The 23,380-nt window shown below is 31.4% G+C and carries 21 protein-coding genes; all 21 read left to right on the forward strand.

The window, feature by feature from the left end:
* Positions 1-405: 405 nt before the first annotated feature.
* Positions 406-1,683 carry an adenylosuccinate synthase gene (locus B5D16_RS08295; RefSeq protein WP_078766522.1) on the forward strand — a complete coding sequence of 426 codons (1,278 nt, stop codon included), beginning with the start codon at positions 406-408 and terminating at the stop codon, positions 1,681-1,683.
* Between the two features lie 176 nt (positions 1,684-1,859).
* Positions 1,860-2,369 carry an RNA polymerase sigma factor gene (locus B5D16_RS08300; RefSeq protein WP_078766523.1) on the forward strand — a complete coding sequence of 170 codons (510 nt, stop codon included), beginning with the start codon at positions 1,860-1,862 and terminating at the stop codon, positions 2,367-2,369.
* Position 2,370: 1 nt separating this feature from the next.
* Complete coding sequence (locus B5D16_RS08305) at positions 2,371-3,384, forward strand: hypothetical protein (RefSeq protein ID WP_078766524.1); 1,014 nt, start codon at positions 2,371-2,373, stop codon at positions 3,382-3,384.
* 30 nt (positions 3,385-3,414) lie between these two features.
* Positions 3,415-4,458 carry a hypothetical protein gene (locus B5D16_RS08310; RefSeq protein WP_078766525.1) on the forward strand — a complete coding sequence of 348 codons (1,044 nt, stop codon included), beginning with the start codon at positions 3,415-3,417 and terminating at the stop codon, positions 4,456-4,458.
* Between the two features lie 252 nt (positions 4,459-4,710).
* The gene (locus tag B5D16_RS08315; RefSeq protein WP_159444344.1) at positions 4,711-6,219 is read left to right on the forward strand and encodes a helveticin J family class III bacteriocin; all 1,509 of its coding nucleotides are present in this window, start codon (positions 4,711-4,713) and stop codon (positions 6,217-6,219) included.
* A gap of 192 nt (positions 6,220-6,411) precedes the next feature.
* Positions 6,412-6,930 (forward strand): RNA polymerase sigma factor, encoded by a 519-nt coding sequence (locus B5D16_RS08320; protein WP_159444345.1) that lies wholly within the window; start codon positions 6,412-6,414, stop codon positions 6,928-6,930.
* The gene (locus tag B5D16_RS08325) at positions 6,931-8,046 is read left to right on the forward strand and encodes a hypothetical protein (RefSeq protein ID WP_078766528.1); all 1,116 of its coding nucleotides are present in this window, start codon (positions 6,931-6,933) and stop codon (positions 8,044-8,046) included.
* Positions 8,047-8,226: 180 nt separating this feature from the next.
* Entirely contained in the window at positions 8,227-9,213 is a 987-nt protein-coding gene (locus tag B5D16_RS08330) for a PLP-dependent cysteine synthase family protein (RefSeq protein ID WP_078766529.1), read from the forward strand.
* Between the two features lie 242 nt (positions 9,214-9,455).
* Entirely contained in the window at positions 9,456-10,268 is an 813-nt protein-coding gene (locus tag B5D16_RS08335) for a transporter substrate-binding domain-containing protein (RefSeq protein ID WP_159444346.1), read from the forward strand.
* A 20-nt stretch (positions 10,269-10,288) separates the two neighbouring features.
* Complete coding sequence (locus tag B5D16_RS08340) at positions 10,289-10,975, forward strand: amino acid ABC transporter permease (RefSeq protein ID WP_078766531.1); 687 nt, start codon at positions 10,289-10,291, stop codon at positions 10,973-10,975.
* A gap of 14 nt (positions 10,976-10,989) precedes the next feature.
* Entirely contained in the window at positions 10,990-11,700 is a 711-nt protein-coding gene (locus tag B5D16_RS08345; protein WP_078766532.1) for an amino acid ABC transporter permease, read from the forward strand.
* A 28-nt stretch (positions 11,701-11,728) separates the two neighbouring features.
* Positions 11,729-13,048 (forward strand): nitrogenase component 1, encoded by a 1,320-nt coding sequence (locus B5D16_RS08350; protein WP_078766533.1) that lies wholly within the window; start codon positions 11,729-11,731, stop codon positions 13,046-13,048.
* 22 nt (positions 13,049-13,070) lie between these two features.
* The gene (locus B5D16_RS08355; protein WP_078766534.1) at positions 13,071-14,498 is read left to right on the forward strand and encodes a nitrogenase component 1; all 1,428 of its coding nucleotides are present in this window, start codon (positions 13,071-13,073) and stop codon (positions 14,496-14,498) included.
* A gap of 213 nt (positions 14,499-14,711) precedes the next feature.
* Positions 14,712-15,632, forward strand: a complete 921-nt coding sequence (locus tag B5D16_RS08360) for a LysR family transcriptional regulator (RefSeq protein ID WP_078766535.1) — start codon at positions 14,712-14,714, stop codon at positions 15,630-15,632.
* 104 nt (positions 15,633-15,736) lie between these two features.
* Positions 15,737-16,246, forward strand: a complete 510-nt coding sequence (locus B5D16_RS08365) for an RNA polymerase sigma factor (RefSeq protein ID WP_159444347.1) — start codon at positions 15,737-15,739, stop codon at positions 16,244-16,246.
* Entirely contained in the window at positions 16,246-18,633 is a 2,388-nt protein-coding gene (locus tag B5D16_RS08370) for a hypothetical protein (RefSeq protein ID WP_078766537.1), read from the forward strand. The genes B5D16_RS08365 and B5D16_RS08370 overlap by 1 nt, the downstream gene beginning before the upstream one ends.
* Positions 18,634-18,863: 230 nt before the next feature.
* Positions 18,864-19,385 carry an RNA polymerase sigma factor gene (locus B5D16_RS08375; protein WP_078766538.1) on the forward strand — a complete coding sequence of 174 codons (522 nt, stop codon included), beginning with the start codon at positions 18,864-18,866 and terminating at the stop codon, positions 19,383-19,385.
* Positions 19,375-20,778, forward strand: coding sequence for a hypothetical protein (locus B5D16_RS08380; RefSeq protein ID WP_078766539.1), 1,404 nt, complete (start codon positions 19,375-19,377; stop codon positions 20,776-20,778). The genes B5D16_RS08375 and B5D16_RS08380 overlap by 11 nt, the downstream gene beginning before the upstream one ends.
* Positions 20,779-20,922: 144 nt before the next feature.
* Positions 20,923-21,168 (forward strand): hypothetical protein, encoded by a 246-nt coding sequence (locus B5D16_RS08385; protein ID WP_078766540.1) that lies wholly within the window; start codon positions 20,923-20,925, stop codon positions 21,166-21,168.
* Complete coding sequence (locus B5D16_RS08390) at positions 21,165-21,545, forward strand: type II toxin-antitoxin system death-on-curing family toxin (protein WP_078766541.1); 381 nt, start codon at positions 21,165-21,167, stop codon at positions 21,543-21,545. Before B5D16_RS08385 ends, B5D16_RS08390 begins: the two co-directional genes overlap by 4 nt.
* Before the next feature lie 2 nt (positions 21,546-21,547).
* Positions 21,548-23,356, forward strand: a complete 1,809-nt coding sequence (locus B5D16_RS08395) for a hypothetical protein (protein WP_078766542.1) — start codon at positions 21,548-21,550, stop codon at positions 23,354-23,356.
* The last annotated feature ends 24 nt before the right edge of the window (positions 23,357-23,380 follow it).

Genomic DNA, 23,380 nt, shown 5'->3' on the forward strand with positions numbered 1-23,380 from the left:
AAAAGACTGTTCAGAAGAGGCTTAGAAAACGTAAATTTAGAGTTAACCCTGATTGCTTGTGCTTTTAACCTTTATAAATATCACAATAAACGAAAGAGATTGAAGATGATTGCATGATATCAGGTAACTGAATAGATTAAAAAAGCTCTTATTAACATAGGGCTTATTAAAGTACCTCTAAAATCAACAATTATAATAATTATACATAGAGAAACAGAACTGCATTGGCCATTGCCAATGCAGTTCTGCTATTTAGAGACTTTTTTTACAGTCCCTTTAAATTTTAGGTAGATTTTTTAGACAAGTAATAGTATAATATTTACGGACTTTTTTTAAATACTAGAGTAACTATATATTTTACATATAGATTAGGTGTGGAAAAACCTAGTCAATAAGGAGGAAAAAATGGTAAGAGCTATTGTTGGAGCTTGCTGGGGTGATGAAGGTAAAGGTAAAATTACCGACATGTTAAGTGAAGAATCAGATATTATTATCAGATTCCAGGGTGGTGCTAATGCAGGCCACACTATTATTAATGATTATGGTAAATTTGCACTTCATACATTACCATCAGGTGTTTTCTATGATCACACTACAAGTATTATAGGAAATGGTGTTGCACTTGATATTCCAAAGCTTTTCAATGAAATTAAACAAATCGTAGACAGAGGAGTTCCAATGCCTAAGATTTTAGTATCAGACAGAGCACAGATGGTTATGCCATATCATGTATTGTTTGATGAGTATGAAGAAGAAAGACTTGCAGGAAAGTCATTTGGTTCAACAAAGTCAGGTATTGCACCTTTTTATTCAGATAAATATGCAAAGATTGGTTTCCAGGTATCAGAATTATTTGATGACGAAGCTACAATCAGAGAAAAGATTGAAAGAGTAATTTTACAGAAGAACGTACTTCTTGAACATTTATACAAGAAGCCACTTCTTAAAGTTGATGATATTTACAACACACTTATGGAATACAAGAAGATGGTTGAGCCATATGTATGTGATGTTTCAGCATTCTTAGCACAGGCTATTAAGGATAACAAGACTATCCTTCTTGAAGGACAGCTTGGTTCCCTTAAGGATCCAGATCACGGTATCTATCCTATGGTTACATCATCATCAACACTTGCTGGATACGGCGCAATTGGTGCTGGTATTCCACCATATGAAATTAAGGATGTTGTTACAGTTGTTAAGGCTTACTCATCAGCAGTTGGTGCAGGTGAATTCGTAAGTGAAATATTTGGTGATGAAGCTGATGAACTTAGACGTCGCGGTGGTGACGGTGGTGAGTTCGGTGCTACAACAGGTCGTCCACGTAGAATGGGATGGTTTGATGCAGTTGCTTCAAGATATGGTTGTAGAATTCAGGGTACAACTAAGGTTGCCCTTACAGTACTTGATGTACTTGGATACTTAGATGAAATTCCAATTTGTGTTGGATATGAAATTGATGGTGAGGTTACAAAGGACTTCCCTACAACTAATAAGCTTAAGAAAGCTAAACCAGTTTATGAAGTACTTCCAGGTTGGAAGGAAGATATCAGAGGTATTACAGAGTATGATAAGCTTCCTGAAAATTGTAGAAAGTACATCGAAAAGATTGAAGAAGAACTTGGTGTTCCAATTGCATTTGTTTCAAATGGTCCAAGTAGACACGAAATCATTAAGAGATAGTATCGTTTTGATACAAATTATATTAAGATTATTAAGCAGGTTGCGATTAATATCGCAACCTGATATTTTTTTAAAAAAATTTACAATTTAATATGTGACCAAATGATATAGTTATGTGTATAATAGGTGAAAGGGTTAAATGCTAATATTTTTGTAGATATAGTTAGGAGTACTAAATGGATAATATATTAGGAAACAAGGATATTGAAAAAACAATTGATAAATACAGTAATATGTTGTATAGAACTTGTTTTTTGATGTTGAGAAATAAGCAGGATGCCGAAGACGTAATGCAGGAGACATTTATAAGTTACATGACTTCAAATATGGGCTTTGTATCAGAAGAACATAAGAAGGCATGGTTATTAAGAGTGTCCCAAAATAAGTGTAAAAACATACTTAGATTTCACAAGGCACATGCGCACACATCGTATGAAGAATTGGAAGAAACACTTCCAGCAAATGCAAAAATATTGGAAGAAGATGTTGACGAACTTTTTAGAATTGCTGAGTTAAGTTATAATCTGAAAAGCGTAGTTATGATGTATTATATTGAAGGATATAGCGTTAAAGAAACCGCTGAAATTCTTGAAATTAAGACTTCTGCTGTCAAAATGAGGTTAAAGCGAGCAAGGGAAATCCTGAAAATAACCTATGAAAAAGTTTATGAGATGGGGGTGAACTAATTTGTTTTTTGACGGAGGAAACGATAATACATTATATGAAAACTTGGTTGTAAATGATGACTTGAAGGAGCAAATGCTAAAAGCATGCATGGAAGCTAAAAGCAAGGAATTAGAATCAAGTAAGGGAGAAAGCGAGAAGAGAGAAAGAAAGAGAAATGGGAAAAGTACATATGGAAATTTGTTTGCATATGCTTCCGTAGCAATTGTTTCAATCGTGGTATCTGGCTTGCTTATAATAGCCGGAATTGGGAAGATTAAGAATAGTAATAGTGGTGGAGTTAGTCCAAGAGTTGGAAAGGAAAGCGAAACCATAACAGAAAAAACAACTGAAACAGTAAATGAGACTGAAAGTAATATAAAAGAAACTGAGAATAAGGATGGCTATGTGGACATTAGATCTGTAGTTGAGCAATTCAGTAGATATAGAAATAAATGGGATCATGAATTTGATGAATACATACTAGAAACAGGCATTAAATATACAATGACTGACCTTGATCATAATGGTAATCCAGAACTAATCACTTCAGCTATATTAGGAGATGCCATGATTTCGGAAATTCATATTTTTGAACTTATGGACGGAAAAATAATTAATCGTACTGAAGGCATGAGTATGGAAAATACAATGGAGATGCCAGATGTAACACTATTTAATGAATTTGTTACATATTATGATAGTGAAAATAATGTTTATTATTATGAATGTCCAGATTATTCGAATATGAGAGGAGGAAAACATCCTTCTTCCATGGAACAGTCTGTTATATTTAAATTGAGCGATGGAGTATTTGCTGTAGAAGGTAAACAGACTAAAAATGAAAATGACGGAGAAGTCATTTATAGAGATGAAAAGAATAATATAATTACTGAAAAAGAGTTTAAAACATTAAATGATAAAGTAATGTGTGAGCAAAATGGTTATGAAAAGAAGACTACTAAAATTCAATGGACAGAATTGAAAGATATATATGAGTTAGTGGATTGTTATAAAACATTTATAAACGAAAATTAAATTACTAGAAATAAAAGGAGGTGAACTGATATGTTTTTTGATGAAGATAGAGATAATACACTTTATGAAAATTTGGTGGTTAATGATGATTTAAAGCAGCAAATGCTTAAGGCTTGCAAGGAGGCACAAGAAAAAAGTTCACGTCCTGATGATGAGTTGAGCAGTAAAAGAGAGAGAATAAATGAGAATAAGAGTGTTTATGGAACACTAATTAGAAATGTATCAGTAGCAGTTGTTTCAATTTGTGCTTCTGGACTGCTTATAATTGCAGCAGTTAATCAAATTGGTAAGAATAAAGGTGGAAGTACACCATCGATGGCTAAGGATACTACTGGATTTACAACAGAAAAGTTGAGTGATAGAAACGCAGAAAAATTAACTGACAATTCTAAAGAGACGGAATTAGTTACTAGTGAAGAAGAAGGTATGTATGGCGATTATAAAGATATAAAAGCCGCAATAGACCAATTTGACATATACTCAGATAAATGGAAAGATTTGCTTTCAGATGAAGGTTCTAAATATGGCGTAAAATATACAATGACAGATCTTGACCATAATGGTAATCCTGAGATTATTGTTACCAATATTGAGGGGACCATGTATCGTACAAACTTACATATCTTTGAACTTGAAGATGGAAAGCCAAAAGAACGAGTTAAATTATTAGATAGTGAATCTATGATGTCATTACCAGATATTTCACTATCTGATGAATTAGTTTGTTATCATGATATGTTAAATGATTCATATACATATTTGGGAATAGATTATTTTGAAAGTAAAGAAGCAGAAGGTGTAATGAAAATTGAAAGTAAAGTAGATTTTTCATTAGATGATGGTATGTTTGATTTGACTGTAAGAAATACTAAAACAACTAAAGAAAATAAAACAACATACGCAGATTGGGATGGAAACAAAATAACTAAAAAAGAATATGAAAAATATGATGATAAGACATTGGATGAAAGTAAAGACTTTGAAAAATCAACAGTAAAATTAAAGTGGGTAGACCTAAAAAATGGCTCACAAGAGTTGTTAGATTGCTATAAAGTATTTATTAATGAAGAATAATATATATATCCAAAAAATTATACCATACAAAGATCCTTCGCACGTTTAGTGCGGGGGACTTTTTTGCGTATTGACACTCTGTTTTTAGGTTGGTATTATGGTTATATGGGGTGCTATCTTTATGATAGTTTAGTATTTCTGTTGTGGGGACAGAGTTAAAGGTTTTTACATTTTGGGAGGTATATAAGGGTATTGAATTTTAAAACTAAAAGATGTGGGAAGGTTTTAGTTTTTCTTTTGATTGTTTCTTTGATGTTTGCGCATTGCACTACCTTGGAAAGCGTGTATGCAAAGACTAAGAGTAGCAGCAGTAAGGTTGTGAAGAAGAGTAAGAAGACCAAGAAGAAAGCTAAGAAGGTAAAGAAAACTAAGAAGGTTAAGAAATCAAAGAAAAACAAGAAAAATAATAAATCAAATAAAAAATTAAAGAAAAAGATTAAGACTATAAAGAATCAAAAGAAAAAAGCTAAAAATAATAAGATTAAGAAGAATAAAACTTCTAAAAAGAATAAATATAAGAAATTATATAAAAAGAAAAACAAAACAAATAGTTTAAAGAAGAAAAATAAAAAGAAAACAACTACTAAGTCAAATAAAAAGACTAAAAGAATAAAGAAACAAAAGAATAAGAAAACCAATAGTAAAAAATTAAAAACAAAGAATAATAAAAAGATATATAAAAATAAGAAACATAAACTAAAAACCAAAAAGAAAACTAAGCTTACAAAAAAATCAAATACTAAGAATAGTACAAAAATAATAAAAAACACACAGGCTACAACTTCAGCAGCAAATAAGGTGGTTGGTGTTAAACATCAATATGATATTAACTTGAAAAACTTTAAGCATGCAGTGCAGGCTTGTGTTAAAGTTGGAGATGATCTTTATATTACACAGGCTTATAAGAAAACTGATGATAAAAAAGGAATCTCAAAGAAGATTGGTGATGGATTTAAGAATGATAATGTGGTTGTTCTTAGTAAGTATAAGTTAAGTGGAGGAGCTTTCGTATATGAGAGCTCAATGTATCTTATAAATGCTGGCCATGGTCAGACCCTTGAGTATCTTGGTGACGGAAACTTCTTAATTGAATGTGGATATTATCTTGATAAGGCAACTGGTAATGAGTGGTCCACCCAGATAGGAAGGATTAAGTATCAAAATGGTACTATCTATTATAACTGGGATATTAAGAGATTTACTTTTTTAAGTTATATGGGAACTAGACGTAAGGGTGACCAAATTAAAAGAGTTAGTGCAGCGCTTTCATCTGATGGAAAGAAGTTATTAGTTTGGAAGAGAACTACTAAGGATAAACAGGATTGTATCATTTATAGTATGGATAAGGTGAATGCTTTATGGAATGCAGCAAATGATAATGAAGTTTCTTGTAAGAGTGAGGCATTTGCTAAGATGCAGAACGAAGATAGTGGATTCCTTGTGTGTAAGGATTTTGATAACATTCCATCTTCGGTTCAGGGCGTAGATATATCTGATGGTGAGAATGGAGTATATTCGATTTATATTTCTTCTGGTGATGAGGAAGTTGGAAAGAAGCTTAAGCTTTATAGATATAATTCAAATAAAAACTTAAAGAGTAGCTGTGATATTGATTATGGCAGCGTTTGGGCTAAAAATTCTGATAGAAAGGTTGAAATTGAGGGTATTAGAATAGATGGTGATAATCTTCAATTTGTTCTAAAGGATTCAAAAAGCAAGAAGCATGTGATAGTTTATATTGAAAAGAAAGACCTTAAATAATACTTAGTAACTTAGAATTGACATAAGAATAAATATGAATCCTCTGCGAAAAAAGCAGGGGATTCTTTATGTAATTAACTCTAAAAAATATTTTTAAAAAATTGTAAATTAGAGTGACCTAATAGGGAATTCAATCGTGTAGTATATGAAAAGGCAAAGCGCTAGACTTTTTAAAATATGTTAGGAGTAGTTATGAATAGACAGGAAGTTAAAAAAGATGTTGAACGCATAATGGATAAATATGGCGAACTCATATTTAAGACCTGTTTTATGATGATGAAGAACAAATATGATGCTGAAGACATAGTTCAGGATACGTATATGAAATACATATCCTATCTGTCAGAGGGGTATGAATTTGTATCGGATGAACATAAAAAGGCATGGTTACTTAGAGTTTCGCAGAATAAATGTAAAGATTTGCTTAAGTATAAGACGAAGCATACACATATACAATATGAGGATGTTGAGGAATGCTTACTATGTGGTAATGATTATGAGCAAGAAGACATGGATGAATTTTTAAGATTTGCGAATTTAAGTTATGAGCATAAAAGTGTTATTATGCTGCATTACATTGAAGGCTTTTCTGTCGCGGAAACTGCTGACATATTAAATCTTTCGATTTCGGCCGTGAAAATGAGGCTGAAGCGAGGGCGTGAAAAATTAAAAGAGGCTTACGAAAAAATCTATGAAGAGGAGGTACTTTAAATGAAAGTTTGGGAAAATGATAATAACGAAATTTACGATAATGTGCATTTTAGTACTGAATCAAAAGAACGAATTTTAGATGAATTAATGAAAAAAATTGATGAAGAGTTTGTAGATGAAGACATTAATGAAGAGGATAATGTTGACTACACATTAAAAAAGAGGAGAAATGAAAAGATGAAAAAGAAAAATTTATATGGAACAATGGTAAGGAACGTATCAGTTGCAGCTATTTCAATTGCTTTATCGGGAGCACTTATTTTTGGAGCGCTTAATCATATTAAAGAAAAGAACGTGAGTGGCAAATCACCAGCTATGGGGAAAGAAACAATTGAGGTTACTACAGATGGTGTAACTAAGGTTTTAGAAACAACAACAGAGATTGAAAGTGAGGCAGAAACAGAAGCAAAAACAAGAACAATAGAAGAAACTAAAGAAGTAAAAGAAACTAAAGAAGTAAAAGAAAGTACATATGGTGATGATAGGAAAATTAACGGTCTTATCGACCAGTTCTCAATTTATGAGGATACATGGAAAAATGTATTTTCTAATGGAACAGGTGAAGTAAAATATGCCATGACTGATTTAGATCATAATGGAAATCCAGAAATCATTGTTGCAAAAATGGAAGGTAGTGGACATTATACAAGAATGAAGATTTATGAACTTGTTGATGGAGAAATCAATGAGCGCATACAGGATGATGCTGACCCTGCAATTTCGACAATGGTATATCCAGATATTACACAGGTAGATGAACTTGCAACATATTACAATGAAGCAAGATATGTATATATAGCTTCAGATTATACTATTGTTAAAGATGGCGGAAATGTTACTAATTTAGAGAGCAAATGCGAATTTCTTCTTGAAAATGGTTATTTCGGATGTAACGTTGTTGCTACAAGAGAATCTGAAGGTATTGAAGGAGTAAACAGTAAATACAAAGATTTCAATGATAATCCTATTACAGAGGAGGAGTTTATAAACTGCGATCAGAATAAGTATACTAAAGATGGATACAAATATATGACTACAAAGATTAAGTGGACAGATTTAAGCGAGGGAAATACAGAGTTAAAAGATAGTTACAAAACTTTTTTGGGAAGAGAGTAATTTGAGATTTTGAAAAATTTATAAGAGGGAAAAGCCTTCACATCTATTAACGGATGTGAAGGCTTTTTTATTATCATTATTTCTTATATATAATAATAACTTTTAAGGATTATTCTGTTTTTTAAATTTACATTATAATCATTTTCGTTGAAATAAAATGAGAATTTGGAGGTTAGACATATGGGAAGAATATATGAATCAATTTCAGATTTGGTGGGAAGAACACCACTTTTACATATCAAACAATATGAAAAAAAATATGATTTAAAAGCATCCATATATGCAAAACTAGAATACTATAATCCTAATCAAAGTTCTAAGGATAGAATTGCAACATCAATGATTGATGATGCGGAAAAAAATGGGAAGATAAAACCGGGAGATACTATTTTAGAGATGACAAGCGGTAACACCGGAATAGGTGTGGCAGCTGTTGCTGCATCTAGAGGTTATAAATCAAAAATCTATTTGGAAGATGACGTTAGTGAGGAAAGATTTCAGTCAATTAGAGCATTTGGTGGTGAGGCGTTAAGATTTGGTGAAGATCCAATTATAGGTGAAGCACTTAGAGAATCTGGTAATAACTTTGTTTATGCAATTCAAAAGTATAAGGATGAAGTTTTATCAAAGACAAATGATGTGCATTTCTTGGATCAAGATCATAATTTAGCAAATCCAAGAATTCATGAATTAACAACAGGGCCAGAAATATGGGAAGATACAGAAGGCGATATTGATATTTTAGTTGCTGGAATAGGAACGGGTGGAACTATATCAGGTTCAGGCAAATATTTAAAAGAAAAAAAGAAAGATATACATCTAGTAGCAGTACAACCAGGACTTGATTCAAGAAAGAATCTAGAACATCCTGATGTTGAAGGTATTGTTGGAATTCATGCATTAGATGCATTGCCTGAGGAAAGAATACCTTTATCGATGAATATGGACATTGTTGATGAGTTCGTTAATGTGGAAACACAGGATGCAAAAATAGCAGCTAGAGAAATTGCTAAAACTGATGGAATATTGGTAGGTTTATCATCGGGAGCAGCTTTACATGCAGCCAAAATTATAGCAAATAAACCTAAAAATAAAGGAAAGAATATTGTTGTAGTACTTCCAGATTCAGGGCTTAGATATTTGTCTACAGATTTATTTGAAGATTAGTTCGGATTATAAGGAGTACATATGCATACGGATAAAAATAGGGGCCGTGTTAAAACTTAATTTGTGTAATAAGACAGACTTATGTTTATTATCACTTTTAATTATATGTTTAAATAATTTATACATATTATACTAATTGGTTTGTATATTTTAAAATAAGTTTTGTCATTAAAGGAGATCTCATTTCATATTATGCATAAAAATTTGAGAATAAATAAAAAGAAACAAAGGAGGAAATTCAAGTGAAAAAAATAATTAAAAAATTAGTAAGTGTAACACTTGCTGCTACATTGATAGCAAGCTCGTTAGCAGGATGTGGAAATACATCAGAAGCTAAAGGTAAAGGGAAAGATTCATCTGGAAAGAAAGTAATTAAGGTTGGTACTGGAGCAGTATGGAATCCATATTTATTCCTTGATGAAGATGATAACCTTGTGGGTTTTGATATAGATGTTGCAAAAGCAGTAGGTGATAAACTTGGATATGAAGTTGAATTTGGAATTGAGGATTTTGAAAATTTACTTACATCAGTAGGTTCAGGTAAATATGACCTTGTAACATTCGAACTTGGTTATAACGATGAGAGAGCAGAAAAATATCTTTTCTCGTCTGTCCCATTTAACCAAATAGAAGTATATCTTGTAGTATCTGCAGATAGTGATGTAAAAGATATAAGTGAACTTCAGGATGTTCATTTATGGTCTGGAGATGCTTCATCAACATATTATGCATTTTTGGATAATTATGTAAAAGAACATCCAGAGCAGAATATAACAATTGATGTAAGAGGCGGAACAGAGTTTGATGAAACATGTATTGAAGCTGTTAAAAATGGAACTTATGCAGGACTTATTTCAAATAAAGTATCTATAAATAATGTAAACAAAACATACGGAGATGTATATAAGCCTGTTGGTGATCCAGTTATTGTACAAGATACATATCATATTTTTAATAAAGAAAAACAGGAACTTCGTGATGAATGGGATAAAGCACTTAAGGAACTCATTGATGACGGAACTATAGCTAAATTACAGAAGAAGTGGAATGTATAACATATGATTGAGGTGATTTGATGAGTCGTTATTTTAGTTTTGAAAGGCTATGGGATGTAATACCTAAACTTAACAAATACTTGCCAGTTACTCTTGAAGTGGTTCTTATAGCTTTAGTGGTTGGAACTATATTAGGACTGTTAGTGGCAGCTATACAAGTATATAAGGTACCTTTTTTTGCCAAATTTTTTAGAGTATATACAGTTATATTACGATCAATTCCTTTTATTGTACTTTTGTTTCTAGTCTATTATTATGTACCATTTTTAGTGAAAATACTTTTTGGACAGAATATAGAATCGTGGGACAAAATCATATTTATTGAAATTGCATTTGCTCTTAATGAGGCGGCTTTTATGGGAGAAATCTTTAGAGGTGCATTTGAATCAGTTCCTAAACTTCAAAGTGAGGCTGCTTATGCAGTAGGTTTAACAAAACTGCAAACATTTCGACGCATTATTTTACCTCAAGCAATTAAAGTGGCGATACCGATGTATGGAACAAATGTAGTTTGGATATTTGCATCATCATCGGTAACGTATATGTTTGGATTGTTGGATTTTCTGGGGAAAACAAAAACCATTGCGGCTAGAACAGGTCATGTATTAGAGGCGTACATTTATGTTGCATTTGTCTATGCAATTATAAGCATTGGAATAGAATGTTTCTTCAGATTTGTTGATAAGAAATATACGTTTGGAGCTTAGGGAGGAGAGAAGTTATGAATTATAGTTTTTCTTTTTTTAAGGATTGTTTAATTTCAGGATTAAAGTACCTTCCTGTAACTTTGAGGATTGCATTAATATCTATTGCACTAGGTACTGTTTTGGCGTTAATTGTAGCGATTATAAGATTTTATAAAGTACCGGTTATATCTCAAATATTAACGGCTTTTATTACCGTATATCGTGCAATACCAATGATGGTATTAATGTTAATTTTCCATTTGATATTTGTTATGTATTTTAATGACGTAGCAAGGTTTTTTCATTCAAATCTAACGGTTAATGACGTGGGATACAATCCTTTAGCATATTTTGTTATGACTTTAGGAACAATGACCGGGGTTAATGAATGTTTTCGTGGAGCCTTAAGTGCTGTTCCTAAAATACAGTTTGAGGCTGCACAGTCAGTAGGACTTACTACTACACAGACATTAAGGAGAATTATATTACCTCAAATGTTTCCAGTAGCATTTCCTTCATATATGAGTAATATTATAGGTGTACTTAAGGGCATTCCTCTTTTAGGTGCTATAGGCGTTATAGAGGTAATGCAAGGAGCACTATTAGAAGGAACAAAAAGTTATAGTTATCTTGAAGCGTATACTGCTGTAGCACTTATTTATGTTGTTTTTATAGCTATAATTACAATAGTGTTCGAAAAAATAGAAAAGAAAATATTTGTTCACCAGCCAACAATAGGATCGTGATTATATGGTGAATTAAAGGAGGTTAAAAATGGCATCATCTTTGATAGAACAACCAAGATTTGCATGTGCGTTATCTGCGCAACATACAGTGCTTGCTATTCCTAAAGCACATCCAATTCTTCATTCAGGACCAGGATGTTCTGAAAACTCATTTAAATTTACGGTAATTTCCGGAGGACATCAAGGTGGAGGATATTCGGGTGGACCGCATATATCTTGTACTAATTCTACTCAAAAAGAAATCGTATTTGGTGGTGAGCAGAAACTTAGAAATGAAATAGAAAGTGCTCAGAAGATTATAGATGCTGATTTGTTTGTAGTACTTACAGGATGTACAGCAGACATAGTTGGAGATGATACGATAAATGTAGCAAAGGGATTTGCTGCAGAAGGATATCCAGTTGTGGGAACTGAAACAGCAGGTTTTAAAGGTAATGCATATTATGGTCATACACAAGTTGTAAATTCAATTATTGATCAGTATGTGGGTAATGTAGAACCTAAAGTAAGACCAAATTTAGTAAATGTATTTACAGTAGTGCCTTTCCAAAATCCATATTGGAAAGCTGATTTACAGGAACTAAAATCTTTACTTACTGAAATTGGATTAGAAGTAAATATATTATACGGAAGTGAATCAGCCGGGGTATTAGAATGGAAGGATATTCCGAATGCGGCGTTTAATCTTTTGATATCTCCATGGGTAGGTAAAAAGACGGTTGAACATCTTGAAAAGAAATATGGTACACCGTATTTACATATTCCTTATATACCTGTAGGAGCAAAGGAAACAAGCAGATTTCTCCGTAATGTAGCAGAATATGCGGAACTTGATAGAGATAAGGTTGAAGAAGTTATAAGCGGACACGAAAGAACTTATTTTGATTATTTTACTTCTTTGATAGAGTATCTTGAAGAATACAGAGAAGATTTGCCTTATCAGTATTATCTTGTATCAGATAGTAATTATGCACTTGGTGTTAACAGCTTTTTATATAATGAATTTGGAATGCTTCCAAAGGCAGTGTACATAACAGATGTACCACCTAAAAAGTATGAAAAAGAAATACAATCAGCTTTTGAAAATCAGTCAAATGAATTGATAGATAATGTATTCTTTCAAGCAGATGGTGGTTTGATTCAGAAAGATTTACGTGAAAGAAACACGGAAGAAAAAGAAATAATATTTGGTAGTACATGGGAAAAATATTTAGCCGAAGACCTTGGAGATGAGTATATTGAACTAAGCCTTCCGTTGTCACAGTTGGTGGCACTTAATACAACCTATGTAGGTTATAGAGGCGGAATAGAGTTACTAAAATTAATTTGTAACGACATATTTGAATAATTATAAAGTGAGGTATATATAAATGGCTGTTTTTAAAAATACGGCTGAGGTAGGAATTAGAGAGAATCGTTTGAGTGCCATTCAGTTTTATGATGGAACTCTTAAGGATTTGGTGGATCAGTCAAAGGAAAAAAAATTAAGTAATAAATGTGGTTCTTATGAACAGTGCGGTATCTGTGCACAAGAAAATGCATTGTCTATGGTTGCCTGGATAAAGGGTGCTGCAGTTATAAATCATGCCCCAGTAGGTTGTGGTCTATGTGGTATTCAATATGCAGATAAACCTAGGAGTGACACATTAGGACAGGATAGACATATATGGCAAATAATATCTAATATAGATGAAAATGATACCATTTATGGAGCATCTGAAAAACTTCGAAAAGCAATAGATGAGGCAGATAAGAGATTTAATCCTACAGTAACATTTATTCTTTCTTCATGTGTAGGCGGTATTATAGGAGAAGATTTAGAAAGTATAGCAAATGAAGCAGAAGAAAAATATGGTTATCCTATAGTTCCTATATATTGTGAAGGATTTAAATCGAAAATGTGGTCATCAGGATTTGATGCGGGATACCATGGAATACTAAGAAAGCTTGTAAAAAAACCTGAAAAGAAGCAGGTAGACTTAGTAAATATAATTAACTTTATTGGTGATGACAGATTAAAAACATTATTAGAAAAAGCAGATTTAAGAGCTAATTATGCAACGGCATTTTCAACTCTTGAAGATTTACAGAATCTTGCTGCAGCAGCATGTACGGTTACATTCTGTGATACATTATCGACATATGTATCGGCAGTATTAGAAGAACAATATGATGTAAAAAGAGTAACATCTCCACCTCCGTTTGGTGTTAAATGGACTGATGATTGGTTAACTGAAATAGGTGAAATAACAGGTCATCAAAAGCAGGTTGCAGAGGTGATTAAGGAAGAGCATGAAAAAATAGATGCTGAACTTGAGTATTTACGCTCAGAACTTAAAGGAAAAAAAGTATATGTAATGAGCGGAGATACTTTTGCATTCCAATTGGCAAATATTGTTGCAGATTTAGGAATGGAAGTTGTCGGAATATCACCATTGCATCATGATCAAAAATTAGATGATGGTGATATCGGTGCACCTGAAAAATTAATAAAGGTACAAAAAGCTTTTGAGGATGTACCAGTTCATGTTTGTCCAAGACAACCATATGTAGCATTAAAGCACATAAAGGAAGCAAAACCAGACATCCTTATTTGTAGGCATAACGGAGTTGTTGCAATGGGTATCATGCTTGGAATACCTACATTAGTGGAAGGAAACAGAAACTTTAGTATAGCTTATGATGGAATTATATCATTAGGCAGAAGAGCGTTGAAGGCTTTAAAGACTAGAAGATTTGTTGAAAATATTGCTGAACATGTGGAATTGCCATATACTGATTGGTGGTTAGATCAGTAGTTTTTACAATGTAAACCGGAATGGATGACAATCTAATTCCGGTTTAGTCATATATAGGTTTAATATGATAAGTATAATTTATCAAAACTGATTATTTTTTCGTACTATGTAAGAGTTAGGATGCGTGTTATATTAGATGAAGAATGAAAAGCTTAATATAGATAAAATAGTCGGCGTAAAACGATAATAACTTGTACGAAAGGAAAACTATATATGACAATTCAGCAAATTAAATATGTCTTGGTTATTGCCCGTTGTGGATCAATGAACAAGGCTGCAGAACTATTATTTATTTCACAGCCGGCCTTGTCTAATACTATAAAAGAACTGGAAAGTGAAGTTGATATTACTATCTTTAATAGAAGTAAAAGAGGTGTTTCCTTAACTAATGAGGGAACTAAGTTTTTGAAGTATGCAAGACAGGTGTATCAACAGTATGAGTTGCTAGAGGAACAGTTTCTTGATGAAAAAAATAGAGTATATACATTTGGTGTTTCAACTCAACACTATTCATTTGCTACAAAAAGTTTTATTGAAACTGTGAAAAAATTTGATACACAGGAGTATCATTTTGCTATCAGAGAAACAAAGACTTTTAATGTGATTCGTGATGTAGGTGAGGGGAGGAGTGAAATAGGGGTTCTTTTTTTGAGTAAATTAAACTCTAAAGTTTTACAACATTATTTTGATGAATATGACCTTGTTTTTGATGGATTAGTTGATACGAGTGCGTATGTGTATTTACATAGGAAACATCCGTTGGCTAATAAGGATAAGATAAGTTTTGATGAACTGCAAGACTATCCTTGTTTGTCTTTTGAACAGGGAAGAGAAAGTTCGGTGTATCTCGCAGAAGAAATATTAAGCGAAAAGGCATATCTACATTCCGTTACCGCGAGTGATAGAGCAACTATGCTTAATTTGATGAAGGGATTAAATGGTTATACATTGTGCTCAGGAATAATATCAGAGGAAAGTAATGGTGATGAGTATAAAGTAATTCCTTTTAGTGAAGATGGCGAACATATGAATACGAATATGAAAATCGGATATATTATGAAAAAGAACCATATTTTAAGTGAAGTTGGAGAAGTGTATATTAAGGAATTAAAAAATTATATAAAAAGATCGTAAAAATAGGCTGTATGTTACAGCCTATTTTTTTGAAAATTTTTGTGACTTTTTATTTGGCTATGTTGTAATATATGTATAATTAAAAGCATATGCGGAGAAAAATTATGGATATTCAAAATTTAGAAAAAGATTTAGAAATTACAATGGATAAATATGGTAGTCTTTTGTTTAAGATGAGCATGCTTATGGTGAAAAATAAGAGTGATGCAGAGGATATAGTTCAGGATACTATGATTCAGTATTATACTGATAAACCTGTGTTTGCTAGTGAAAATCATAAGAAGAATTGGCTTATAAAAGTAAGTCAAAATAAGTGTAAAAATTTGCTGAAGTTTAAGAAAAGACACGTACATGTCCAGTATGAAACGGTGGAATATTGTTTTAGTAGTGGTAAAGAATATGATGAAATATATATGGATGATTTAATAAATTTATCAGGTTTGAACTATAAATATAAAAGTGTGATTATGCTTTATTACATGGAAGAATACTCCATCGAGGAAGTGGCGAATATACTAGGAATTTCGACATCTTCCGTCAAGATGCGATTGAAACGCGGCAGGGAAAAGATGAAGGTGGCCTATGAAAAAATACAGAAAAAGGAGGTACTATAATGAGTATATTTGACGGAAAAAATAAAAATTACGAAGAATATGAATTAAGTACCGAATCTAGGGAAAAGATTACTGAGGGTGTTTTAGAACACTTTAAGAATATGCCTGCTACGTCAAAATCCGAACTAGACGATAGGAGGATTGAAAGGATGAAAAAAAATAATGGAGTTATGAGAAAAGTTGCTGTTGCAATGGTTTCAGTTGGAGTTTCAGCTGCCATGATTGCAGGCGTAATTGTTTATAATAATGTAAATAAAAAAGATAGTAAGAAGGTAACTAAAAGAGTAGATATAAGTGGTAAATCTATTGAGGATAGAATTACATTAATTAATAGTTCGGTATTTGACTTGTTAACACCACGTGGGTGTAAAGATTTTGTGTTTACAAACCAGTATGAAGAAATAAGTGGTCAAGCGGTTAGTGGTGATAACCAGGTGTTAAAAGAAACTGAATCTGAATGCTATGATTCAGAGGGAAAGTTAAAAGATGGATACGAAGTGAAAAAAATACAGGCAACAAATTCTGAAGATTACATAGAAGTTGCAGGTAAGAATTTTGTAAGAATAAGTGCTTCACAGACAAAGACTAATGCTGATGATACTTTATTATATTATTTTGATTATGATGTAACGGAGGAAGAATCAGAAAAAAGAGATGAAGATTATATGTCATATGATTACGTTTATTTTATTAGAGGAACTTCTTTATATAGAATAAAATGTAATTCTAGTTTTGATGTATGTGTTGATAAGAGCAGAGAGTATGACAGTATTGAAGAAGAGGATGGAAGGATAAAATATTGTAGTGCTTTTATTAATATAGTAAAGGATAAAGATGAGAGTTTGCCTAGATTTAATGATAAAAATATAGATGATGATTATACGAATACATCTGATATTTATTTTAATCTTATGAATGATAATAAAGTCGTTGGAAAAGCTTATCCGTTAAATAAAGCATCATATTTGTTCTATGATGAAGATTGTGATGAGAAAGATGCAGATTTATATTATATCGATAAAGAAAATAAACTACACAGAATAAAGAATGTAAGCTTTAAAACTTCTAAAAAATCAATTTATAGTACTACTAAAGCATATTATGGAAATATATTAGATACAGGAAAACTAATGGTTGATAAAGATTATGAAGATGAAGTTATTGCATCTGGTGTAGAGGAACTTGAATATGAACAAACAGAAGCTGAAAAGCTAAAGACTTCAGCAAATATTGATGAAGATTGTGCAATATGGGAACATACAGATGGATATTTTTATGGCGGTGAAGAAAGAATTCTTTGGGTAGATTCAAAACATAAAATTATGGATGAAGATGCAGTTGAACCATTTGACGTAAAGGATATTGATGAAAAGGCAAGCATTGAAGAACAGAAAGAAAAGAAAGGAGAACAAGAAGAACTAGAAAGAAAAAAAGAACAGGTTAAGAATCTAAGTGTAATGAAATATGAAGATGGAGAAGAGTTAAATTATCATAAAGCATTTGGTAATACAATTAGCTATCCTGTTGATTATATAGGAGATTATGAGTTTAAGGAAGATGAGCATGACATTAAATTCTATATTAAGGGTAAGGAAGATAGTGATTACGTTGAGATTCCAAATCTTGGATCACCTAATCGTATATTTACAAATGGAAAGTATATATACTATTTAGAAGATTATTTATTTAAGTTTAATATGGAAACTAAGGAATGTACATATTTTGATTTTAAGAATGATAGCGCAGTAGCGAAAGACGGATATTTTGAACTTTGTGCTAGTAGTGGTGGAATTATGTATATTAATTGTTCGACAGGTGATCAGGATGAAGAAACTGGTGATTATTATAATATGAACAATTGCATTTATGCTTATGATATAACTAGTGGTGAATTTAAGTGTGTGGCTGAAGATAGAGAAGTATATGCTTATTCTGATGATTATATTATTACCATTAGAAGACAAGGACATGAGATAACATCGGAGAGCTCGGAGTTAATTAATGAATATGAAACATATATATGTAAGTATATAGATGGAGAATTAAAAGAAATTAAAGATGTTGGTGAGTTCTCTAGTTATAGTTTTATCAAAACTCCAGACAATAATAAGATTTATTTTGAATGGTATAAAAAACTAGATGAAAATAAGATGCCAGATAAAAGTAAACTTACAATAGTTTCATTTGATAAAACTACAGAAGAATTAAAAGAAGTTATAACATTAGATTCTGTTGATTTTGTTCAAGATGAAGGCTATGTTGAGTTGAAAAAATTAGATGATGAATCATGTACTGTTGTTGTATGGAACAGTAAGGAAGAGAAGCAAATTAAGTTTAAGTATACATTTGCTACTGGGGAAATTGAAAAGGTAGTGAAGAAGAAATAATTTAATATTAGAAAAACTACTTTTAATATTTTGCCGGCTTCTGATAGTTAGACCTAAAAATCTAACGATTGGAGGTCGGCATTTTTATGCGCTTGACTAAATATAAAAACATAATTAAAATTTATTTTGAATTTTTTATAGAAAAACGTCACCATATGGAAAGATGATTCGTTTAGCGTATGAATGGATAATAATTCGCGAATAATTTATCTGATTAAAGGAGTAGCACTGTGGAGAGATTTATAAGGTGTGATGAAGATATTGAAAGTACAATTGAAAAATATGCAGATCTTATATATAGAACCAGTTTTCTTATGTTGAGAAATAAGGCAGATGTTGATGACATCATTCAGGAGACTTTTTATAAGTACATGACAACGGATGTGGCATATACTGATGAAAATCATAAGAGAGCGTGGTTACTTAGGGTTTCTCAAAACAAGTGTAAGGACCTTCTACGATCTCATAAATTACGAGCTTATGTCCCTTATGACGAAATAAGAGAAAAGTTATATCATGAAGATGATTTAGAAAAGAGTGATATAGAGGATATACTAACGGTTGCAAATCTAAATTATAAAAATAAAAGTGTGATTGTGCTTCACTACATGGAAGAATATTCGGTTGAGGAAGTCGCAGAAATACTTGGGATTTCAGCAAATGCAGTCAAAAAAAGACTTCAAAGAGCACGTGAAAAGATTAAGGAAGCCTATGAAAAAAACATAGGAGGTGAAAAGCGCTATGAAAGTTGAAGATTTAAATAAAAGTAAAGCATATAAAAAACTTAATATGAGTGATGTAGAAAAGTCCGAACTCCTTGAAATGTGTAAAAGCAAAAAGAAGGAGCTTAAATCAGATATTCCTGATTTGAGTATTAGGAGGACAGAAAAAATGAAAAAAGATAATATTAGCTCAGTATTTAAAACAGTAGCAGTTGCATCTCTTTCAATTGCAGCAACTGGAGCAATTATAGCAGGTGTTGCTAATTATAATAGTGGGAAAGATAGTAATAATATTTCTGTAGCAAAAAGAACTACAGAAGTTAGTAGCGAAATTATTACTAAGTCTACAGAAGATATGAATAAGGATGCTGAATTTGAAACTGTTGTAATGGATAAGGAGGAAATCAAAGAAGGAAAAAAGAAAGATGCTTCTAGATTTGGAGTAGTATTCCAAGATCATGTTGGTGATGAACCTAGAATGATTTTTGATTATGAAAATAAGGAAATGGATTGTGATGGAAAAATTTTTAAGTTAAGTACAGAAGAAGGAACTATACATACATTAATGGTTAAGGATAAAGGTGAGGATAAGTTTACAGAAATTGGTGTTATTAATTCTGATGCGTTTTCCAGAATTTATACTGATGGAAAGAAAGTTATTTATGAGGGAGAAGAAAGTGTTTCAGATCCTACATATGTATGTATTTATGATCTTGAAACAAAACATAATGAAAAAATTGATGTACCTAAAACAAGTGCTAAGAGAGAAGATCAAAATGTAAACTTGTTTGAAATTAAAGGTAATTATGTATATCTTAACGAAGAAGAACATAGTTATGATAATAAAGAAAATGATTGGTGTGATGGAGTATATAATGCGTATACTTATAATCTAGAGAGTGGAAAAGTAGAATTATTTAAAGAAGGCAGAGCATTAGTATATATATCAGGTGAATATTTAATTACAGAAGCTGATGTTTATAAAAATTCTAAATTTGAAAATACAGAGTATTTTATAGAGAAAGTCACAGATAATGGAATTAAGGAAATTAAAGCTTTGGGAAAAGACATATTTGTTGATATGGGCATAAGTAATGATAAGATAATGTATTTTGATAAATATAATAAGATGAAGAGTGAGAACGGTTATACTTACGCAGATCAATCAGTATTAACATTAGAGTCTTTTGATATGAATACTGAAGAATATTCTGAAGTAGTTACAATAAGTGTAGAAGATTTTAATAAAGATAAAGAGTGGTCTTTTGGATGTAATGAAATTACAGATGAATATGCTATCTTTCAGGTTACAAGAGCATTTGATGATACTGAAGAAATACCAGAAGGTTATGAAAGTTATAATGAAGAAGAATATAAGTATACATTTGCTACTAAGAAAATTGAAAAAGTTGTAAGAAAATAATAAAGAAAAAAGAAATGACTTAGGAATCCTCTACGTGAAGACATGGAGGATTTTTATGTGATAATCATTGACCTAACATAGGTGTTATATTATAATAAAGTAGGATGTTTAAATCCTACTTTATTTACGTTAGGAGATGAGAAAATGCTAATAAATACGGAAACAATGTTTTCCATGACTCAGGCAAATCAGAATTTTTCAACGGTAGCTAGAACAGTGGATAGAGCTGGTGAAGCTATGATTCTTAGAAACAATAAACCAAAGTATCTTGTGGTTGATGTTGAGAATGATAATTATATTTTTGATTTATCTGAAGATGAGAGAGTTGAAATAATTGGTAAGAGAGTTTTGAATAAGTACATTAATGCATTTAAGGAGCTTGGAAGATGATAAAGTTTAATAAAGAAAAAGTGTTGTTATTACATAAATTAATGAGTCAGGCACTTGATGGCGATGTATCTGTTAAGGACGAAGAATTACTTAAGGAAATAATTGGTAATGTATATTCTGTTTACGGTGGAGCTGAGCTTTATCCAAGTATAGAGGAGAAGGCTGCAAAGCTTGGATCTTCTATTATATCTAACTATGCATTTGCTGAAGGTAATAAGGGAATAGGAATGTATGCCATGCTTGTGTTCCTTGAACTTAATGGCGTGAAACTTAATTTGTCTGATGATGATGTGTACACTATGGGCATGGCAGTTGCCGATGGCAGCAGCGATTATTATAGTTTGTTAAAGTGGATTGAGAAACATAGGAGTGAATAAATATGAAGGGTTGTATAAAAGAAAAATTTTTTAAGGGAATTGGAATGTTGATATTCTTGCTGACAATTATGGTTTGTGGGCAGAAAGTAGTTTTCGCAGATGATGTGACATACATTGATGTTGAACCAAATTATTGTAAACAGTATTATAATTTGGAAGAAGGAAAGAAATATGTATTTAATCTGAAGATGGCAAATGCAGGAAAATATAAGTTGTATTTTATAGGAAAAAGATATGATATTAGATATCTTGATTCTAATGGTGGAGAAGGTATATATGATGAGGGTGTAGTTGGCTGGGATTGGTGGTGTACTTCAAAAGGAAATGAAATTGAACAGCTTGAGGTTTTTACTAGAGAAACAGGTACAGCTTCTATGGAGTTCTATGAATTAGACGATGATACAAGAATTAGAGTTGAGCCTGTGATTAATGGAAATCAAAAAGGATTAAAATATGATTTGAAAAATCATATTCTTACACTTGATAATTATAACGGTGGAGAAATAATTATTCATGATGAGAGGGGATATGAAAAAGAAACAGAATGTTCATCAGTTATTATTGTTGTAAATGGTGATAATACTTTGGATGGGGCTATATGGGGATATAATATTAATCTTAAGATAGTTGGTAATGGAAGCTTAAATTTTGTAAATGATGGTTCTTGTAATAGTTCGATAGATGTAGAGGGTTCACTTGTCATTGATGGACCTGTTTTAAATATAAAAAATTATGATTACCCAATTTATGTTAATAAAGGCTCAATAAAAAATCCAGATAAAGAAAATGACATGGATGGTACTTTGACTATTAAAAGTGGTGTAATTAATGTTGAGTATGGAGAAATTGGTGAGGAACCTCGTTATATAAATTCGGATTGTTTTTTTAAAGTTGAAGAAATGATAAAACTTGAGGGTGGAACTATAAATATTATGAAAAATATAAGAGAGCCACTTAATTTTTATAGTACAATATATCGTGTTTTTTCTTCTAAGTTATCACATGTAGAATATGTTAACTGTGATATAACGCTCTATGGATTTGCAGATTTTAAAGAATCATGGATAGTATACAATATACGTGAAGAAGAACGAGAAAAACAGAAATATATTCCATATAAATTTTATAATATTGAAAATGAAGTATTATTTAACATTCCAAAGGATTTTAAACTTGAAAAAACAGAATACTTATATGAAGGAAAGCCGATAAAACCTGAAGTGATCCCACCTGAAGGAATAAAAAAAGGTTGTGGATATTATGTTACGTATAAGGATAATGATAAGGCTGGAACAGGTAAGGTTATAATAAAAGGTTTATATGATAAGAGTCTATCTCAGGAACTTGAATTTAAAATCGTAGATTCATCAAAGAAGTCGGTTGAAACTAAACAGTCCTCAAAATCTAGTTATGAATATTCTGGTAAAGTAAATGTTGGAAGTAAGATAAAAATTATATCAGCAAATGGCATTTACAAAATAACAAAGATTATTAAGAAAAAGGGTAAAATTACAGGTGGGAATCTTCAGTTTGTAAGACCAATAAAAAGAAATGTTAAAACAGTTAAAATAGTAGATAATATTAAAATCAATGGAGTTAAATATAAAGTTACTTCAATTGGTAAGAAAGCATTTGCTAAATGCAAAAAACTTAAGATGGTTAAAATAAAAAGTAAGAGAGTACTTAAGTTTAAAAAGTCTGCATTAAAAGGTGCGCCTAAGAAAATTAAATTTGTAGTTGATAAGAAACTTATGAAGAAGTATAAGAAGGCTTTAAAAAAGTTAGGACTTAGTAAGAAAGTTAAGTTATAGATAAGTATGTGATAATTTGTTATT

The organism is Eubacterium uniforme (assembly GCF_900167115.1).
Lineage (GTDB): Bacteria > Bacillota > Clostridia > Lachnospirales > Lachnospiraceae > Eubacterium_S > Eubacterium_S uniforme.

Coding starts and splice junctions, on each gene's coding strand:
- B5D16_RS08295 (WP_078766522.1), top strand. CDS start 406: ATGGTAAGAGCTATTGTTGGAGCTTGCTGGGGTGATGAAGGTAAAGGT.
- B5D16_RS08300 (WP_078766523.1), top strand. CDS start 1,860: ATGGATAATATATTAGGAAACAAGGATATTGAAAAAACAATTGATAAA.
- B5D16_RS08310 (WP_078766525.1), top strand. CDS start 3,415: ATGTTTTTTGATGAAGATAGAGATAATACACTTTATGAAAATTTGGTG.
- B5D16_RS08315 (WP_159444344.1), top strand. CDS start 4,711: ATGTTTGCGCATTGCACTACCTTGGAAAGCGTGTATGCAAAGACTAAG.
- B5D16_RS08320 (WP_159444345.1), top strand. CDS start 6,412: ATGAATAGACAGGAAGTTAAAAAAGATGTTGAACGCATAATGGATAAA.
- B5D16_RS08325 (WP_078766528.1), top strand. CDS start 6,931: ATGAAAGTTTGGGAAAATGATAATAACGAAATTTACGATAATGTGCAT.
- B5D16_RS08330 (WP_078766529.1), top strand. CDS start 8,227: ATGGGAAGAATATATGAATCAATTTCAGATTTGGTGGGAAGAACACCA.
- B5D16_RS08340 (WP_078766531.1), top strand. CDS start 10,289: ATGAGTCGTTATTTTAGTTTTGAAAGGCTATGGGATGTAATACCTAAA.
- B5D16_RS08345 (WP_078766532.1), top strand. CDS start 10,990: ATGAATTATAGTTTTTCTTTTTTTAAGGATTGTTTAATTTCAGGATTA.
- B5D16_RS08350 (WP_078766533.1), top strand. CDS start 11,729: ATGGCATCATCTTTGATAGAACAACCAAGATTTGCATGTGCGTTATCT.
- B5D16_RS08355 (WP_078766534.1), top strand. CDS start 13,071: ATGGCTGTTTTTAAAAATACGGCTGAGGTAGGAATTAGAGAGAATCGT.
- B5D16_RS08360 (WP_078766535.1), top strand. CDS start 14,712: ATGACAATTCAGCAAATTAAATATGTCTTGGTTATTGCCCGTTGTGGA.
- B5D16_RS08365 (WP_159444347.1), top strand. CDS start 15,737: ATGGATATTCAAAATTTAGAAAAAGATTTAGAAATTACAATGGATAAA.
- B5D16_RS08370 (WP_078766537.1), top strand. CDS start 16,246: ATGAGTATATTTGACGGAAAAAATAAAAATTACGAAGAATATGAATTA.
- B5D16_RS08380 (WP_078766539.1), top strand. CDS start 19,375: ATGAAAGTTGAAGATTTAAATAAAAGTAAAGCATATAAAAAACTTAAT.
- B5D16_RS08385 (WP_078766540.1), top strand. CDS start 20,923: ATGCTAATAAATACGGAAACAATGTTTTCCATGACTCAGGCAAATCAG.
- B5D16_RS08390 (WP_078766541.1), top strand. CDS start 21,165: ATGATAAAGTTTAATAAAGAAAAAGTGTTGTTATTACATAAATTAATG.
- B5D16_RS08395 (WP_078766542.1), top strand. CDS start 21,548: ATGAAGGGTTGTATAAAAGAAAAATTTTTTAAGGGAATTGGAATGTTG.